15 protein-coding genes and 1 riboswitch are annotated in these 17,159 nt (G+C 71.3%); of the genes, 9 read left to right on the top strand and 6 right to left on the bottom strand.

The window, feature by feature from the left end; genetic code table 11:
- Positions 1-16: 16 nt before the first annotated feature.
- From metE to REH65_RS06100, 4 genes are all read right to left on the bottom strand, one after another.
- Positions 17-2,287, bottom strand: coding sequence for a 5-methyltetrahydropteroyltriglutamate--homocysteine S-methyltransferase (metE, locus tag REH65_RS06085; RefSeq protein WP_406691641.1), 2,271 nt, complete (start codon positions 2,285-2,287; stop codon positions 17-19).
- A gap of 145 nt (positions 2,288-2,432) precedes the next feature.
- Positions 2,433-2,631, bottom strand: a riboswitch (cobalamin riboswitch).
- A 155-nt stretch (positions 2,632-2,786) separates the two neighbouring features.
- A complete protein-coding gene (locus tag REH65_RS06090; RefSeq protein ID WP_406691642.1) occupies positions 2,787-3,557 on the bottom strand; it encodes a VOC family protein in 771 nt (256 codons plus the stop codon).
- A gap of 68 nt (positions 3,558-3,625) precedes the next feature.
- On the bottom strand, positions 3,626-4,621 hold the full coding sequence (locus tag REH65_RS06095) for a helix-turn-helix domain-containing protein (RefSeq protein WP_406691643.1): 996 nt from the start codon (positions 4,619-4,621) through the stop codon (positions 3,626-3,628).
- Between the two features lie 11 nt (positions 4,622-4,632).
- Positions 4,633-5,637 carry a helix-turn-helix domain-containing protein gene (locus tag REH65_RS06100; protein WP_406691644.1) on the bottom strand — a complete coding sequence of 335 codons (1,005 nt, stop codon included), beginning with the start codon at positions 5,635-5,637 and terminating at the stop codon, positions 4,633-4,635.
- Positions 5,638-6,005: 368 nt separating this feature from the next.
- Here REH65_RS06100 and REH65_RS06105 point away from each other — a divergent pair, with 368 nt between their 5' ends.
- From REH65_RS06105 to REH65_RS06145, 9 genes are all read left to right on the top strand, one after another.
- Entirely contained in the window at positions 6,006-6,263 is a 258-nt protein-coding gene (locus tag REH65_RS06105) for a hypothetical protein (protein ID WP_281455657.1), read from the top strand.
- 188 nt (positions 6,264-6,451) lie between these two features.
- Positions 6,452-8,275: an AMP-dependent synthetase/ligase gene (locus REH65_RS06110; RefSeq protein WP_406691645.1), complete on the top strand. Its 1,824-nt coding sequence runs from the start codon at positions 6,452-6,454 to the stop codon at positions 8,273-8,275.
- A gap of 91 nt (positions 8,276-8,366) precedes the next feature.
- Positions 8,367-8,591 (top strand): hypothetical protein, encoded by a 225-nt coding sequence (locus REH65_RS06115; protein ID WP_281455659.1) that lies wholly within the window; start codon positions 8,367-8,369, stop codon positions 8,589-8,591.
- Between the two features lie 91 nt (positions 8,592-8,682).
- Complete coding sequence (locus REH65_RS06120) at positions 8,683-9,399, top strand: GntR family transcriptional regulator (RefSeq protein ID WP_406691646.1); 717 nt, start codon at positions 8,683-8,685, stop codon at positions 9,397-9,399.
- Entirely contained in the window at positions 9,396-10,394 is a 999-nt protein-coding gene (locus REH65_RS06125) for an ADP-ribosylglycohydrolase family protein (RefSeq protein WP_406691647.1), read from the top strand. The genes REH65_RS06120 and REH65_RS06125 overlap by 4 nt, the downstream gene beginning before the upstream one ends.
- A gap of 11 nt (positions 10,395-10,405) precedes the next feature.
- A complete protein-coding gene (locus tag REH65_RS06130) occupies positions 10,406-11,833 on the top strand; it encodes a purine-cytosine permease family protein (protein WP_406691648.1) in 1,428 nt (475 codons plus the stop codon).
- On the top strand, positions 11,830-12,795 hold the full coding sequence (locus REH65_RS06135) for a PfkB family carbohydrate kinase (RefSeq protein WP_406691649.1): 966 nt from the start codon (positions 11,830-11,832) through the stop codon (positions 12,793-12,795). The genes REH65_RS06130 and REH65_RS06135 overlap by 4 nt, the downstream gene beginning before the upstream one ends.
- Positions 12,796-12,857: 62 nt before the next feature.
- The gene (locus REH65_RS06140; RefSeq protein WP_406693099.1) at positions 12,858-13,358 is read left to right on the top strand and encodes a GNAT family N-acetyltransferase; all 501 of its coding nucleotides are present in this window, start codon (positions 12,858-12,860) and stop codon (positions 13,356-13,358) included.
- Positions 13,359-13,413: 55 nt separating this feature from the next.
- A complete protein-coding gene (locus REH65_RS06145; RefSeq protein WP_406691650.1) occupies positions 13,414-14,382 on the top strand; it encodes a M14 family zinc carboxypeptidase in 969 nt (322 codons plus the stop codon).
- Positions 14,383-14,705: 323 nt separating this feature from the next.
- On the opposite strand, the gene REH65_RS06150 is transcribed toward REH65_RS06145, so the two are convergent.
- Entirely contained in the window at positions 14,706-15,662 is a 957-nt protein-coding gene (locus tag REH65_RS06150) for an alpha/beta hydrolase (protein WP_406691651.1), read from the bottom strand.
- Positions 15,663-15,756: 94 nt separating this feature from the next.
- A complete protein-coding gene (locus REH65_RS06155; protein ID WP_406693100.1) occupies positions 15,757-17,154 on the bottom strand; it encodes an MFS transporter in 1,398 nt (465 codons plus the stop codon).
- Between the last annotated feature and the right edge of the window lie 5 nt (positions 17,155-17,159).

The following is a 17,159-nucleotide window of genomic DNA, read 5'->3' on the forward strand; positions in this document are numbered from 1 at the left end:
CCGGTTTCCGGGGCGGTCAGGCTCGGAGGCGGTGGGCCGCCTCCGCCATGTTGCGGAGGGCACGTTCGACCTCGGCGTAGTCGCGCGTCTTGAGACCGCAGTCGGGGTTGACCCACAGGCGTTCGGCCGGAACGGCCTGCACAGCGGTCTTGAGCAGCTCGGCCATCTCCTCGACACCGGGAACGCGGGGCGAGTGGATGTCGTAGACGCCCGGGCCCACGCCCCGGTCGAAGCCGACCTCGTTGAGGTCGGCGAGGACCTCCATGCGCGAGCGGGCCGCCTCGATGCTGGTGACGTCGGCGTCGAGGGCCACGATCGCGTCGATGACGTCGCCGAACTCCGAGTAGCACAGGTGGGTGTGGATCTGCGTCGCCTCCGCCACCCCGGACGTCGCGAGCCGGAACGACTCCACCGCCCAGTCCAGGTAGGCCGGGCGCTGGTCGGCGCGCAGCGGGAGGAGTTCGCGCAGCGCGGGTTCGTCGACCTGCACCACGCGGATCCCGGCGGCCTCCAGGTCGCGGACCTCGTCGCGGACGGCCAGCGCGACCTGGCGCGCGGTGTCGGCCTGCGGCTGGTCGTCGCGCACGAACGACCACGCCAGGATCGTCACCGGGCCGGTGAGCATGCCCTTGACGGGCTTGTCGGTGAGCCGCTGCGCGTGCTCGGCCCACTCCACGGTCATCGGTTCCGGCCGCCACACGTCGCCGAACAGGATCGGCGGCCGGACGCAGCGGGAACCGTAGGACTGCACCCAGCCGTGATCGGTGGTGGCGAAGCCTTCGAGCTGCTCCGCGAAGTACTGGACCATGTCGTTGCGCTCGGGTTCGCCGTGCACGAGCACGTCGAGCCCGAGGTCCTCCTGCAGCGCGATGACGCGCTCGACCTCGTCGCGCATCCGCTGCCGGTAGGTGGCCTGGTCGATGCGCCCGGCCCGCAGCGCCGCGCGGGCCTTGCGGACGTCGGTGGTCTGCGGGAAGGAGCCGATCGTGGTGGTCGGCAGCGGCGGCAGCCGCAACGACTTCTCCTGCGCGGCTTGCCGTTCCGGGTAGTCCGCGCGCCGCGAGTCACCCGGCCGGAGCGAGTCGAGCCTGGCGCGGACGCGGTTGTTGCGGACCCGCTCGGCCGCGGCCCGGTCGGCGATGGCGGCGCGCGCGTCGGCGAGCTCGGCGTCGACGACGTCCCGTCCCTCCCGCAGGGCGAGGCCGAGGGTGACGACCTCGCGGACCTTCTGCGCTGCGAACGACAACCACGGCTTGACCTGCGGATCCAGGCTCGGTTCGGCGTCGACGTCGTAGGGCACGTGCAGCAGCGGGCAGGAGGTGCCCAGGGCGAGCTCGTCGGCCGAACCGAGCAGCGTGGCCGCGGTGATCAGGCACCGGTCGAGATCGGCGCGCCAGACGTTGCGGCCGTCGACCACGCCCGCGACCAGGACCTTGTCCCGCAGCCCGGTGGTGGCCACGACGTTGTCCTGAGTGGACGGATCGGTGACGAGGTCGACCGCGATGCCCTCGACGGGCGTCGAGGCGAGCACCCCGAGCGCGTCTCCGGGATCGCCGAAGTAGCAGGCGGACAGGATCGCGGGCCGTTCGGTCAGGTCGCCGAGCCGCCGGTAGGTGTTGCGCAGCGCGTCGAGCTCCCCCGGCGTCCGGTCGGCGGCCAGGGCGGGCTCGTCGAGCTGCACCCACTCCGCCCCCGCGCGGTGCAGCTCACCGAGCAGGCCCTCGTAGGCATCGGTGAGCTCGGCGAGCTTGTCGAGCGGGTCGAAACCCTCCACCGCGGGCTTGCTGAGCAGCAGGAAGGTCAACGGCCCCACCAGGACCGGCCGGGTCTCGACGCCCAGCTTCCGGGCCTCCCGGAACTGCTCGACGACTGTGGTGTCGGTGAGCGCGAAGCGCGTGTCCGGGCCGATCTCGGGCACCAGGTAGTGGTAGTTGGTGTCGAACCACTTCGTCATCTCCAGCGGCGGCACCGCCTCGGTACCGCGCGCCATCGCGAAGTAGGTGTCCAGCGCGCCGAGTCCCAGCTCGGCGTAGCGGGGTGGGACGGCGCCGAAGGTGACGGCGGTGTCCAGGACCTGGTCGTAGTAGGAGAACGTGGTGCCCGGCACCGAGTCGAGGCCGGCCTGGGCCAGCCCCCGCCAGGTGTTCTCCCGCAGCGTGCGCGCGACCTCGCGCAGTTCCGCCTCGTCGCTGCGCCCGGCCCAGTAGGACTCCAGGGCGCGCTTGAGCTCCCGGTTCGGGCCGATCCGGGGATATCCGAGGACGGTGGATCCGATCTTGCTGGTCAACGCTCTCTCCTCGCGAGCTCGACTTCGACGGTCGAGGTCCTCGCGACAGGCGCGCCGACCCGCGGGCGCACCTCGCCCACCGGTCGTCCGCCAGGTCCTCCCGCGAGACCTCGGACCAGCGCGCGCCGGCGGCGCGCGCACCGATGGCAGGTATTCGGACTCGCGGGCAACCGTCGGTGTGTCGGGGGGAAGTTCTCATGAAAACTTCCCCGTCCACCGAACGGACCTACTGGCCGTCGCTTCCCAGGCCGCGAGGCCCAGTGCTCATGACGGCGGTCGTTCCCGCTCACCGCTGCGGGGCAGTCCCGGATTCGCACCGGGTTCCCTCTTGCCTCGCCCGAACCGCGCTCAGCGCAACCGCCCGGACGAACCACCAGCGCCCCCAGCCTATCCGGACGCGACCCGCTGACAACCCCGTTCCCGCGCCCCGGGCCCCCGACACGCGAGCTGAGCACCGGTTCGCCGCGCGAGGAGATCCCGATCACGCCCCGGTGGCGGATCAGCCCCCGAACTTGGGCGCTCCCACCGAGAACGGGGTGCCGAACGGGTCCCGGATCTCGGCCATGCGGCCGTAGACCATGTCGTAGGGCGCGGCCGCGGTACCTCCCGCGGCCGCGGCCCGCTGGGCGGTCGCGTCGGCGTCGTCGACCATGAACAGCGTGCCCCAGGCCGAGGACGTGGCCGCGGGGTCGCCGACGATGCCGCCGATCTCGTGGCCGTCCGGGCGGCGCAGGAACGTGAAATCGTCATCACCCAGGTAGCCGTCGGAGTCCAGCCCGAAGTCGAACACGGAGGCGTAGAACGCCCGTGCGGCACCGGGGTCGGGGGTGACGAGATCGTTGCGCAGCAACGCGTTCGGCTCGTTGACCAGGCGCGTTCCGACGTGGTTCTGGCCGTGCCAGAGCCCGAACTGGGCGCCGACCGGGTCCTTGACGAGCGCCATCCGGCCCTTGTCCATCACGTCCATCGGTGGCACGACCACCTGCCCGCCGGCCGCCTCGGCCTTGGACACGGTCGTGGCGACGTCATCGGTGGCGAAGTAGACGTTCCACCAGAACTCCGTCGCCGACTCGTCGTGGTTCGGCATGATCGCGGCGACCTCGCGGCCCTCGACCAGGCACATCGTGTAGCGGCCCATCGCCTCCGGGCCGACGTCGAACTCCCATCCGAACACCGCCCCGTAGAACTCCATCGCGCGATCGAGGTCCGGGATCCCCAGGTCGATCCACGCCGGGGTGCCGTTGGGCTGCGTCGAATCCAGCTTCGTCATGGCTCCTCCAAGAGGGGTGCGGACGCCACGACGGTAACCACGACCTCCGACGAATCGCCCAGCGAAGCTCAGGTCTTGATCGGCGACCAGGACCGGATCCAGGTGTCGGGATTGCTCAGGTCCGGGGTCGCCGTGGCGTTGCGGACCACCGGAACGCGCATGAGCATCCCGAAGTTGCCGCTGTCGCCGAACCGCGAACGCAGGATCTCGTGGTTGCGGGCGCGCAGCTGCGGATCGGTCAGGCAGCGCACCGCGCCGAACCCGCCCCGGGTGAACACGCCGCTGCACAGGGTCAGGGTGCGGCGCACGTCGTAGGGGTTGGGGAAGCGGGCGAGCAGGCCGACGTCCTCGATCAGCCGGCCGTCGTGCAGCGTCGGCCGGTACCGCCGCCCCTCGTCGGCGACCTCGAAGACCTCGCCGTGCCCGACGTCGTCGACCTCGACCTGCTTGACCGGCAACCCGAACCGCACCTGGCGCCGCATCGGGTTCATCGCAGGACTGCCCAGCAGCACCAGGTGCGCCCGCAGGTCCTTCGGGTCGATCCGGCGGGCGATGTCGAACCGCACGTCGGCCTCGGGGTTGAGCGCGCGCAGGTGGCCGTAGAGCTCGATGAGCGCGTCGCCGTCGGCGTAGGAGGACATGCCGATGTAGTTGCGCCGCTCCGGATCGGCCAGCGGTGAGAGGTTCCGGGAGGGCACCCGGCCGGTGAGGATGCGCACCGGTCCGCCGCCGGGGAACCGCCAGAAGTCCGGGACCTCGGGCGCGGGCGCGACCGGGTCCGCGCGCAGCCGGTCGAGCTCCTCCTTGATCTCCGCGCGGACCCGGCGCTCCTCGTCGCCGAGGGACGCCGCGGGTGGGACCTTCCCGCTGCGGGAAGGGGTTCCGACCGCGAAGAAGGTCGCGTAGTCGCCCAGCCGGGCCGGGGGCGGCACCTTCACCCCGCTCTCCCACTGCGAGACGCTGGAGACCGCGACGCCCAGGGCGCGCGCGAGCTCGCCCTGCTTGAGACCGCGCTCGCGGCGCAGCGCCCGCAGCCGCGCGCCGAGCCCGGACCGCTCCGCCATCCGCTCCCCCTTCAGGTGTTCGGTCGCCACTCGTAGAGCCGGTTCGCCGGGTTCTGCAGGTCCGGGGTCCCGGTGACGTGGCGCATCACCGGAACCCGCATCAGCAGTCCGAACCGGTTGAGGTCGGCGACCTCGTCGGTGAGGTGGGCCAGGTTCCGGTCGCGCAGCTCCGGATCGGTCAGGCAGCGCACCGCGCCGAACCCGCCCCGGGTGAACACCCCGCTGCAGAACGTCAGGGTGCGGCGGAGGTTGTTCGGGTTCGGGATCCGGGCGAGCAGCCCGACGTCCTCGACGAGCTGGTCGCCCCGGAAGCTCGGCCGGAGCCTCCGCTCGCCGTCGATCTCGAACACCGAGCCGTCGACGACGTCGTCGTCGGGGACCTGCCGGACCGGCCAGTCGGCGGTCAGCCACTCCACCCACGGGTTGGTCGCCCCGCTGCCGAGGAACACCAGGTGCGCGCGCAGGTCGTCGTCACCGAGGTGTTCGAGCCGGATCTCGGCCTGCGAGCGCGGATTGGCCGCGCGCACGTGCCCGAACAGCTCGACGGCGGCGTCGAGGTCGGCGCAGCGGGCCAGCGACAGGAAGTTCGGCTCGCTCGGGGTGCCCAGCGGGGACCAGTGCTTCTCGGTGAGACCGCCGGTGACGATGCGGACGGGGCCGCCGTCGGGGAAGTGCCAGAAGTCCTGGCGCGCTTCGGCTTCCCCGGGTTCCTCGTCCGCCGCCCGCATCCGGTCGAGCTCCTGCTTGAGCCGCAGGCGCTCCTCGCGCTGCTCGCCGGTCAGCGCGTTCTCCGGCGGCACGCCGTCGGTCACCGCCCCGGCGGCGAAGTACGTGGCGTAGTCGGCCAATCGGGTCAGCGGCGGCGTTTTCGCCCCGCTCTCCCAGGAGGAGATGCTGGAGACCGCGACGCCGAGGGCTCTCCCGAGCCGGAGTTGCGTCATGCCGCGGGATTCGCGGAGCTCGCGGAGCCGCACGCCGAGCTCTCCGGTTCCGCTCTGGCTCCCGGGACGAGCCATCAGGACGTCTCCTTCACCCTGGTCGGAGAAATTCACCCAATTTCACTGAAGCTGCGAAGACCTGCAGATACTGGCACTGCGCACGACGAGCGGCAAGGCCTGCGAAAGCGGAGGCGTTGACGCTCTGTGGAGGTAATCGCATACTGATCGTGGCGCGTTTCACCCGGCGGCGGGAAACTTCAACGGAGAAGTGAAATTTCACCGCCGGGAGGTGCCAGAAGCACTCGGCCACGGGCCGGAGCGCGCGGCCGGCGGATCGCCGGCCGGACATGCGAACGCCCCCGGAAATCGTTTGGCCACGACCGGGGGCGCTGCGCGGATCCACGATCACCCTCACTACGGGCACGACCCGTGAAGGGAGCTCGCGTATGTTCACCATACTCCCAGCGGTGCTGTCGGCAAACGACCCACCCGTCGTCACTCCCGACTCGATTTCCACCGCGCTGCAAGGAATGTTCCTCGGCGTGCTGGTCGCGTTGTTCGCGGCCGCGGTCGTGCTGGGCCGGGCGCTGTCCGGCGTGGCAGGCATCGCGCGCTCGGTGCTCGGCCCGCCCGCGGCCGTGGTCACCGTCCTGTCGGTCCTCGCTCTCGTGCTCCTCGCCGGGAACGCCGGGGCCAGTCCCTGATCACCGTCCGGTCGACACCAGGCGGACCTCGGCAGCTCCGGGTCCGCCCCCGGTGCGGCCGGGCTCGTCAATCCCCCGACCTGCGCATTCACCCGAGCCGCAGCACCTGATAACGGATCGGAACTCGTCCGTCCCGATTTGTCCGTTCCTCATTGCGCAGGGCAGGACGCTCGATTACGTTCCCGCCCATGCCTGCCGCGACTTCCTCCGATTTCCGCTCTGTCCCCGACATGCTGCGCGATCGCGTGCGACGTTCCGGGGGCAGCGAGGCCTTCCGCTACCCCGACGGCGAGCAGTGGCGCTCGCTGACCTGGGAGCAGGTGTGGGAGCGGGCCCGGGCGATCGCGCTGGGCCTGCACGCCATCGGGGTCGCGTCGCAGCAGCGGTGCGGCATCCTGGCCGGGACGCGGATGGACTGGATCCTGGCCGACATGGGCGTGATGTGCGCAGGCGGCGCCACGACCACGATCTACCCGACCACCACCGCCGAGGGCTGCGCCTACATCGTCGCCGACTCCGGTTCGGTGGTCGTCTTCGCCGAGGACGACGCCCAGATCGCCAAGCTGCGCGAGCAGCGCGCGAACATGCCCGAGCTGACCCGCGTCATCACCTTCGACGGCACGCCCGACGGCGACTGGGTGCTGGGCCTGGACGACCTGGAGGCTCGGGGCCGCGAGCTGGGCGAGTCCCGGCCGGAGCTGTTCGACCAGCTCGTCGACGGGGTCGGCACCGACGACCTGGCGACGCTGATCTACACCTCCGGCACGACCGGCAACCCCAAGGGCGTGCGGCTGGCGCAGTCGAACTGGGTCTACGTCGCCGAGGCCATGCACGAGACCGGCGAGATGACCTCCGAGGACGTGCAGTACCTGTGGCTGCCGCTGTCGCACGTGTTCGGCAAGGTCCTGCAGGTCGGGCAGATCCGCACCGGCTACCTCACCGCCGTCGACGGCCGGATCGACCGGATCGTGGACAACCTCGCGGTGGTGCGGCCGACGTTCGTCGCCGGGGCTCCCCGGATCTTCGAGAAGATCTACAACAAGGTCGTCACGCAGGCCAAGGAGGGCGGCGAGCTCAAGTACAAGATCTTCCGCTGGGCGTGCGCCGTGGGTCTGGAGATCTCCCGCCTGCAGCAGGAGGGCCGGCAGCCCGGGCTCGGCCTGAAGATCCAGTACGCGATCGCCGACAAGCTGGTGTTCTCCACGCTGCGGGAGAAGTTCGGCGGCAGGCTGCGGTTCTTCATCTCCGGCAGCGCCGCGCTGGCACCCGACATCGCCCGCTTCTTCCACGCCGCGGGCGTGCTGATCGCCGAGGGCTACGGCCTCACCGAGACCACCGCGGCCAGCTTCGTCAACCGCACCAACGACTTCCGCATCGGCACGGTCGGCCAGCCGCTGCCCGGCACCGAGGTCCGCATCGCCGAGGACGGCGAGGTGATGCTGCGCGGCGGCGGCGTGATGCGCGGGTACCACAACATGCCGGAGGCCACCGCCGAGGTGATCACCGCCGAGGGCTGGTTCCACACCGGTGACATCGGCGAGCTCGACGAGGCGGGCCGGTTGCGGATCACCGACCGCAAGAAGGACCTGATCAAGACCTCGGGCGGCAAGTACGTGGCGCCCCAGTCGGTGGAGGGCAAGCTCAAGGCGCTGTGCCCGTACCTGAGCAACGTGGTGGTCTTCGGCGACAAGCGGCCGTACTGCACGGCGCTGGTGACCCTCGACGAGGAGTCGATCGTCGAGTGGGCGCAGGCCAACGACCTGGCGGGCCTGTCCTACGCGGAGCTGGCCGAGCACCCCAAGGCGCACGAGATGGTCGCCGCGGCCGTCGAGGACCTCAACGCGACGCTCAACCGGCACGAGACGATCAAGAAGTTCAAGATCCTCCCGCGCGAGCTGACCATCGAGCACAACGAGGTCACGCCGAGCCTGAAGATCAAGCGGAAGGCCGTGGCGGACAACCACGTCGACTCGATCGCCGAGCTCTACCCGAACACCGTCGAGGCGCTGTAGTCCGCATCGCCGCGAGGGGCCGCACCGGTGGGGCCAGAACTCCCGATGTGGCCCTTTCGCACGTCGGAAAAAGCTCGCACCATCTACAGGTGTGTCGAGGCTCGAACGCCTGTGGAAGGGAGCCGTGCGCACCTGGCAGGTGTGCCGGGAGGCCGAGGAGCGCAGGCAGCTGCAGTTCCGCCCGTGGGAGGAGGAGATCCTCCACTGGTCGCGGCAGGAGGACGGCTGGGTCCTGCACGGGAAGTACCCGCCGCCCGACACCCGCTGGCGCTACGGCTCGACGAAGTGGGGCTGGTGCCCCCGCCGCGACGGATGATTCGGACGAACCGACGCGCTGCGCGGAGTTTCACTACTCCGTGTGAGTGTCGTCGGTTGTGCCTACCCGCGAGTAGTCATAATGTACAGGAATGAACAGGACTGGACAGGTTCCCTTCGGGAAACGTGACCGGTTGATCGCCGAGCTCACCGAGCAGATCCGCTCGGGCAGGCTCGCGCGCGGCGAGCAGTTGCCGGGCGAGAACCAGATCGCGGAGACCTACCAGGTCAGCCGCGGCACCGTGCGCAGCGCTCTGTCCGAGCTGCAGCGGCAGGAGCTCATCGCGACCCGCAGCGGTGTCGGCTCGTTCGTCACCTTCGACGGCGTCACCCTGGACCAGACCGTCGGCTGGGCCACCGCCCTGGCCGACTCCGGCTTCGACATCGAGACCGAACTGCTGTCCATCGAGCGCACCACCGACGCCGAGCTCACCGAGCGCTTCGGGATCGCGGAGTTCGTCGCGATCCGCCGGCTGCGCCGCGACCGCACCGCCGGGCCGGTGTCGGTGGAGACCTCGCTGATCCCCGCCACCGGCGAGCTCCGCGACCTGCCCGACAAGGGCCTGCTCGACGGCTCGATCACCGCCACGCTGCTCTCGGCCGGACTGCGGGCGGGCGCGGGCGATCAGCTCATCGGCACCAAGGCGCTCACGGCCGAGATGGCGGCGCTGCTCGACCGGACCACCGGCGAGCTGTTCCTGCAAGCGGTGCGCACCAGCGTCACCGCCGACGGCGAGCTCGTCGAACAGGTCACCAGCCTGCTCGACCCGAACCGGTTCCAGTTCCACCTGACGTTTGGCCGCCCATGAGCACACGCGACCGCGCGCTAGGCGCGTTCTACGGATTGGCGATCGGCGACGCCCTGGGCATGCCGACGCAATCGATGTCCCGCGAGGACATCGTCACCCACTACGGCTTCATCCGGTCGCTGCGCGACGCGGTCGCCGAGCAGCCGATCTCGCCGAACCTGCCCGCGGGCACCGTCACCGACGACACCGAGCAGGCGGTGCTGGTCGCCGACCTGCTCGTCGGCGGGGCCGGGACGATCGACCCGATGGTCTTCGCCAAGGCGCTGCTGGACTGGGAGGCCGGGATGGTCGCGCGCGGCCTGGCCGACCTGCTCGGGCCCTCGACCAAGCGCGCCCTGAAGCTGCTGGAATCCGGCGCCGACCCCGAGGAGGCCGGGCGCGGCGGCACCACCAACGGCGCGGCCATGCGCATCACCCCGGTCGCCATCGCCACCGCTCCCGAGCTCGACGGCCTGGTCGAAGCGGTCGTGGCGGCCAGCAAGCTCACGCACAACACCAACATCGGCATCGCGGGGGCCTCCGCGGTGGCCGCCGCGATCTCGGCCGGCATCGACGGCGCGCCCCTGTCCGACGCGCTCGACCAGGCCGAGCACGCCGCCGCGCTCGGCGCGCGCAAGGGGTGGTGGTGCGCGGGCGGCGACATCGCCTGCCGGATCCGCTGGGCCCGTCGCTGGGTTCGGGGCATGGACCGCACCACGCTGTCCTACGCTGTCTCCAAGGTCATCGGAACGTCCGTCGCCGTCCAGGAGTCGATGGTCGCGGCGTTCGCCCTCGCCGAGGCGCTGGGCGACTCGCCGGTGGAGGCTCTGACCACGGCCGCCGGCCTCGGCGGCGACACCGACACGATCGCCGCGGTCCTCGGCGCGATCCTCGGTGCGCAGCACGGGATTTCCGGTTTCCCGGCGGATCTGCCGGCCGCGGTGCGCGAGGTCAACGGACTCGACCTGGAACCCGTCGTGGACGGCCTGCTCGAACTGAGGAAGTCCGGCAGCTAGAAGGAGAGCGCATGGTCCGCGAGGCCACGGAGGCCACCCAGGCTGAAGGCGCACTGGAAACGCGTGGCATCGAACCGGTTCCGGAGCACGAGCGGACCGGGCACCCGATGCAGCTGTTCTGGGTGTGGTTCGCCGCCAACATCTCGATCCTGGGCTTGCCCCTGGGCGCCACGCTGGTGGCCGAGGGCCTGGCGTTCTGGCAGGCCGCGATCGTCGCGGTGATCGGCTCGGTGGGCTCGTTCGCGATCGTCGGCGTGGTCTCCATCGCCGGACGTCGGGGCGGCGCACCGGGTTTGACGCTCTCCCGCGCCGTGTTCGGGGTGCACGGCAACGCGGGTCCCACCGTGGTGTCGCTGATCTCGCGGCTGGGCTGGGAAACCGTCAACACCACCACGGCCGCCTTCGCCCTGCTGTCGCTGTGCACGATCCTGTTCGGCACGGCCGGGGACGCCAAAACCGTTCCGGTGCTGACGATCCTGTGCATCGCGGTCTTCGAGGTGCTGACGATGGTCGTCTCCGGGCTGGGCCACAAGGTGCTGGTGGCCGTGCAGCGCTGGGCGACCTGGATCTTCGGCGCGCTCAACATCGTCGTGGCGATCAGCCTGGTGGCCACGATCGACTGGCACGCGGTCGGATCGGCCTCCCCCGCCCCGGTCGGCGCGATGATCGCGGGCATCGGCACGATCGCCGCCGGGACCGGCATCGGCTGGGCCAACGCCTCCGCCGACATGTCGCGCTACCAGTCCCCCGCCGTCAAGGCCGGGTCGCTGGTCGCCTCGGCCGCCGTGGGCGCGGGGATCCCGCTGATCCTGCTGATCTCGCTGGGAAGCCTGCTGTCGGCGGGTGATCCGGCGCTGGCCGAGGCCGGGGACCCGGTCGCGGCGATCCGCGCGATGCTGCCGGCCTGGATGGCGGTGCCGTACCTGATCGCCGCGGTCGGCGGGCTGCTGCTGTCCAACCACCTTTCGGTGTACTCGGCGGGTCTGACGACGCTGACGATGGGGATCAACATCAAGCGGGTCTACGCGGTCGGCGTGGACGTGGTGGTGACGTTCCTCGGCTCCATCTACTTCATGCTGGTCGCGGACAGCTTCTACGACCCGTTCGTCACCTTCATCAGCCTGCTCGCGATCCCGATCACCGCGTGGCTGGGCGTGTTCCTCACCGACATGCTGCACCGCCGCAGCTACGACCCGGCCGGGTTGATGGACATGCGCAGCACCAGTTCCTACTGGTACCGGGGCGGTGTCGAGCCGCGCGCGTTCGGCGCGTGGGCGCTGGCGATCGTGGTCGGCTACCTGTTCAGCAGCAACGACTTCTTCACCGGCGTGTTCGCCGAGACCTGGCTGGGCGAGAACGGGCTCGGCTGGGTGCTCACCTTCGCCGTCTCGGCCGGGGTGTACGCGCTGCTCGGCGGCAGCCGGAAGGCCGCCGCGTGACCGGTCGTCTGGTGCACACCGGGCAGGTCGTGCTCGACCTGGTGATGCGGGTGCCGTCGCTGCCGCCGACCGGCGGTGACGTGCTCGCCGAGAGCACGGAGCTGCTGCCGGGCGGCGGGTTCAACGTGATGTCGGCGGCCGCGCGCTCGGGCGCCCGCGTGGTCTACGCGGGCGCGCACGGCACCGGCCGCTTCGCCGACCAGGCGCGAGAAGCGTTGCGCGCCGAGGGGATCGAGGCCGCGCAGCCGCAGCAGACCGACTCCGACAACGGCATCTGCGTGGCCCTGGTGGAACCCGGGGGCGAGCGCACGTTCGTCACCGGCGTCGGCGCCGAGGGCAGGCTGCTGCCGGAGCAGCTGGCGCGGGTCCGCACCGAGCCCGACGACGTGGTCTACGTCAGCGGCTACAGCCTGCTGCACGCCTCCAACCGGGAGGCGCTGCTCGACTGGCTGCCCGGCGTGCGGTCCCGCGTGATGCTGGACCCGTGCCCGCTGGTCGCCGACATCCCGGCCGAGGTGCTCGACGCGGTGCTGCCGCGCGTCGACGTCCTCAGCTGCAACGCCGCCGAGGCCCGCGCGCTCACCGGTTCCCCGGACGCGGAGACCGCCGCGCACGACCTGGGGTCTCGGCTCGGGTCGTCGGCGGTCGTGGTGCGCGACGGGGCGAACGGCTGCGTGCTCGCCGTCCAGGGCGAAACCCGCCGTGTTCCGGGCTTTCCCGCTGACCCCGTCGACACCAACGGCGCCGGCGACACCCACTGCGGCGTCCTGGCCGCCGCCCTGCTGGAGGGCGCCGACCTGCCCGAGGCAGCGCTGCGCGCCAACGCCGCCGCCGCCCTGTCGGTCCAGCGGCGCGGCCCGGCGACCGCTCCGCTGCGCGCGGAGCTGGCGGCGTTCCTGGCCCGCCGGACGAGTCCGACGCCCACCCCGCAGACCCGATTTCAAGGGAGATCGGGTTCCTGACTTCCGTTGAAATCCGGTCCAACCCGGCCGCGGGTGAGAAGGTGCTGGAGGGAGGTGAGGCCGTGATCCGGTTGGCGCGGGAGGCGGATCTGCCGGTGCTGCGGGAGGTCGAGCGGGCGGCGGGTGAGCCGTTCGCCGAGCTCGGCATGGATCTCGTGGCCACCGACGAGCCGCCGTCGGTGGCGGTGCTGCGGGAGTTCCAGGAGGCGGGGCGGGCGTGGGTGCACGTCGTCGAGGACGTTCCGGTGGCGTACCTGATCGCCGAGGTCGTGGACGGCTGCGCGCACGTAGAGCAGGTCAGCGTGCGTCCCGACCACGGCGGGCGGCGGATCGGGTCCGGGCTCATCGACAACCTCGCCGCGTGGGCGCACGACCGGGGACTGCCCGCCCTGACGCTGACGACGTTCACCGACGTCCCCTGGAACGGGCCCTACTACCTTCGGTGCGGTTTCCGGTACCTCGCCGACGACGAGCTCACCCCGGGGCTGCGCGACATCCGCGCCGCCGAGGCGGTAGCGGGACTGGACGCGTGGCCGAGGGCGTGCATGCGGCGGGATCTCTGAATCGGCTTGTGGCCGCGCGTCCGGGCCTGAAGACTCCGGCGCTATGTCGAAATCCATGCGTTTTGCCCTGTTCTCGGTGCTGGTCGCCGTGGTGACGGCACTGGGCCTGGTCGCGCCCGCCGGTGCGGCGCGCGAGATCGACCCGCGTCCGAGCACCGAGGAGCTCGCCCGCCGGCTCTTCGACCTGCAGCTGCGCAGCGGCGGTGAGGTGCGGGTGGCGCCGATCGGCGCCAGCAACCAGGGACGGCCGGTGTGGAGCGCCCGGGTCGGGCACGGCCCGCAGCGCCTGCTGTTCGTCACCCAGCAGCACGGCGACGAGCCGCTGGGAACGCCTGCGGCCGTGGAGTTCCTGCGCGAGGTCGGTGTCGGCAACGACCCGCACCAGCGCTGGTGGCGCGATCAGGTGACCGTCGACGTGGTGGTGCGCGCCAACCCCGACGGCCACGAGCACGACTGGCGCTACAACTACGACCCGGACGCCGATCCGGAGTTCGGCGAGGCGGGCAAGGGCTACGACATCAACCGCTACCACGACCCGGCGGTGGCACCGCAGGACAACCCGGCGACCGAGGCGGGCCTGATCCAGCGCCACTACGCCGAGTTCCGGCCGCACATCGCGGTCGACTACCACATGCAGGGCCGCTACGTCGGCGGCGACGGCCGCGAGATCACCGCGTCGCTGATGTGGCCGACGACCCCGGGCGTGGCCGCCGAACCCCTGAACCTGGCCAAGCAGGTCTCGGTCGTCGCGCGGACGGCGATGGACGCGGGCGGCGCCAACGTCTCCCAGTACCCGGGCGGCGACTACCAGGGCATCGCCCGCAACGCCTACGGCCTGCTGGGCAGCGGCAGCGTCCTCATCGAGCTCAGCGACATGGGCCCCAACCACGAGCAGTTCCAGATCGCCTCGGCCCTGGCCTCGATGCACGCCATCAGCAACGCCACCGCGGACGGCTCCCTCCGCAACACCGACCCCGCCGAAGCCGACACGATCCCACCCCGAGGAGAACCCCTCACCTCCTGAGTGGTCGCGAAGTTCTCATGAAAACCGTCCTCACCCCAAAAACGGTGAAGTTCTCACGAAACCCGCCATCGTTCGAGGTGAGGGAGACACCCACGAAATCTCCCACCCCCAGAGAGGGGGAAGTTTTCATGAAAACCGTCACCTCTCAGGGAACGGGAAGTTTTCATGAAAACTTCCCGAACACCAAATCCCCGGGATGCGGGTGGCGTGGGGTGGTGAACTCGCCAGGGGGCAGTTTTTCCTCGAATTGACCGGACAAAACGGACTTTGATCATGGGTGATTCGAGGAAAAACTGCCCCCCCGGTTACGGACGCACCCGACGTCACCGGGAGAGGAGGCGGCGGAGCCAGTTGGTTCGGGCCTCGGCGGACTCCTGGCTGAGACGGGCACCCGGGAACATCCGGAAGCCGTGGAAGCCGCCGGGCCACACGTGCAGCTCGGCGATGCCGCCCGCCTGCCAGATGCGGGTGGCGTAGGCGACGTCCTCGTCGCGGAAGGTCTCCGCCGAGCCGACGTCGATGAACGTCGGCGGCAGCCCGGACAGGTCCTCGGCGCGCGCGGGCGCGGCGTAGGGCGAGACGTCGTCCCCGCCCCGGGACTCGCCGAGCAGCGCGGTCCAGCCGACCTCGTTGTTCTGCTGGTCCCAGATGCCGCGCCCGCGCATCTGACGCGCCGAGGGCGTGTCGTTGCGGTCGTCGAGCATCGGGCACTGCAGCAGCTGCCCGAGCAGCGCCGGTCCGCCGAAGTCGCGGCACATCAGCGCGACCGCCGCAGCCAACCCGCCACCGGCGCTGCCGCCGGTGATCACGATGCGCTCGGGGTCGAACCCGTCCTGCTCGGCGACCCAGCGCAGCCCCGCGTAGCAGTCCTCCACCGGAGCCGGGTGCGGGTTCTCCGGCGCCAGCCGGTAGTCCACCGAGACGATGGCGCAGCCCAGCTCCCGGCCCCACTCGGTGGCCATCACGTCGAGCGCCTGCCGGTGGCTACCGCTGATCATGCCGCCGCCGTGGATGGAGTAGATGACCGGCAGCGGGCCGGTGAGCTCGGCGGGCCGCACGATCACCAGCGGCACCTCGGGCGCGCCCTGCGGTCCGGGCGCGGTGCGGTGCTCGACGGTGAACCCGTCGGCCTCCAGGGCCTCGTCCGGGGTGATGTGGCTCGTCAGCTCGCGCATCGCCGGGACGTCTTCGAGCGTGAAGCCCTGCCCGGTGTTGGGCATGGCGTTCAGGAAGACCTCCAGCTCCGGGTCGAAGGGAACCGGCGGCAGAACCTCGCTCATCGCACCTTCCTCGCAGCTCTCGGCGCGGTCACTGCCACCGCGCTCCCCCGGACGATCCAACCACCGCCCGCAACCGAATTCAGCGCTCCCGTCCTCAGCGAGCCGCCCGCGCGGTGACCAGAACCGCCTCGACGGGCTGCTCCTCGCGGGGCAGGAACGCGGCGATGCTCAGCGCCGCCACGGCGGCCAGGCTGCCGATGCCCATGATCACCTGGAAGCCGGTCTGCGACGGCACGGTGGCCGGGCCGAAGTCGATGGTCAGCTGCGCCAGCACCGCTCCGGCCACGGCGCTGGACACCGAGGTCCCGATGGAGCGCATCAGCGTGTTGAGGCTGTTGGCGGCGGCGGTTTCCGACACCGGGACCGCCGCCATGATCAGCGCGGGCATCGCGCCGTAGGCCAGGCCGATGCCCGCGCCGATCACGCTGGAGACCAGGATCAGCTGCCACACCTCCGCCATGAGCACCACGCCGAGCCCGTACCCGGCGGCCACGACCACAGCACCGACCATCAGCGTCACCTTCGGGCCGCGCAGCCGGGAGATCCGCGCCGACACCGGCGACATCGCCATCATGACCAGGCCGGACGGCGCCATCACGATGCCGACGGCGAGCATGGTCTGCCCCAGCCCGTACCCGGTCCCGGTGGGCAGCTGCAGGACCTGCGGGAACACCAGCGACTGGGCGAACATGGCGAACCCGAACACCGCCGAGGCGATGTTGGTCAGCAGCACCTGGCGACGGGCGAGGGTGCGCAGGTCCACCAGCGGCTCGGCGATGCGCAGCTCCCACCAGCCCCACGCGCCGAACACCACGGCCGCCGCGGCGGCGAGCCCGAGGGTGATCGCGCTGCTCCAACCCCAGTTCGCGCCCTTGGAGACCACCAGAAGCAGGCAGATCAGCCCGGCGGACAGGCCCAGCGCGCCGATCGGGTCGAAGCGCCCACCGGCGCGCACCGGCGACTCGGGCACGAGGCGCAGCACGAGGACGCCGGCCAGCGCGCCGAGCACCGCCGAGGTCCAGAACAGCACGTGCCAGTCGGTGCGCTCGGCGAGGAAGGCGGCGGCGGGGAGCCCGAGCGCACCGCCGACGCCGAGGGAGGCGCTCATCAGCGAGGTCGCCGAGCCGAGCCGGTCGGCGGGCAGCTCGTCGCGCATGATGCTGATGCCGAGCGCGATCACGCCGGACGACAGGCCCTGCATGATCCGGCCGACGACGATCATCGGCAGCGAGGCGCTGAGCCCGCACACGACCGAGCCGAGGACGAGCATCACGAGGCTGAGCAGCAGCATCCGCCGCTTGCCGTACATGTCGCCGAGACGCCCGACGACCGGTGTGGCCACCGCACCGGCCAGCAGCGTGGCGGTGACCGCCCAGGCGGTGTCGGCGGCGGAGGCGTGCAGCAGGCCGGGCAGCATCGGCACCAGCGGGATCACGGTCGTCTGGGTCATGGCGACCGAGATCCCGGCGAAGGCCAGGACGAGGACGACCAGTTGGG

It is taken from the genome of Saccharopolyspora sp. ID03-671, from assembly GCF_045278815.1.
In the GTDB taxonomy this organism is placed as follows: domain Bacteria; phylum Actinomycetota; class Actinomycetes; order Mycobacteriales; family Pseudonocardiaceae; genus Saccharopolyspora; species Saccharopolyspora ipomoeae.

Coding starts and splice junctions, on each gene's coding strand:
- REH65_RS06090 (WP_406691642.1), bottom strand. CDS start 3,557: ATGACGAAGCTGGATTCGACGCAGCCCAACGGCACCCCGGCGTGGATC.
- REH65_RS06095 (WP_406691643.1), bottom strand. CDS start 4,621: ATGGCGGAGCGGTCCGGGCTCGGCGCGCGGCTGCGGGCGCTGCGCCGC.
- REH65_RS06100 (WP_406691644.1), bottom strand. CDS start 5,637: ATGGCTCGTCCCGGGAGCCAGAGCGGAACCGGAGAGCTCGGCGTGCGG.
- REH65_RS06105 (WP_281455657.1), top strand. CDS start 6,006: ATGTTCACCATACTCCCAGCGGTGCTGTCGGCAAACGACCCACCCGTC.
- REH65_RS06110 (WP_406691645.1), top strand. CDS start 6,452: ATGCCTGCCGCGACTTCCTCCGATTTCCGCTCTGTCCCCGACATGCTG.
- REH65_RS06120 (WP_406691646.1), top strand. CDS start 8,683: ATGAACAGGACTGGACAGGTTCCCTTCGGGAAACGTGACCGGTTGATC.
- REH65_RS06125 (WP_406691647.1), top strand. CDS start 9,396: ATGAGCACACGCGACCGCGCGCTAGGCGCGTTCTACGGATTGGCGATC.
- REH65_RS06130 (WP_406691648.1), top strand. CDS start 10,406: ATGGTCCGCGAGGCCACGGAGGCCACCCAGGCTGAAGGCGCACTGGAA.
- REH65_RS06145 (WP_406691650.1), top strand. CDS start 13,414: ATGCGTTTTGCCCTGTTCTCGGTGCTGGTCGCCGTGGTGACGGCACTG.
- REH65_RS06150 (WP_406691651.1), bottom strand. CDS start 15,662: ATGAGCGAGGTTCTGCCGCCGGTTCCCTTCGACCCGGAGCTGGAGGTC.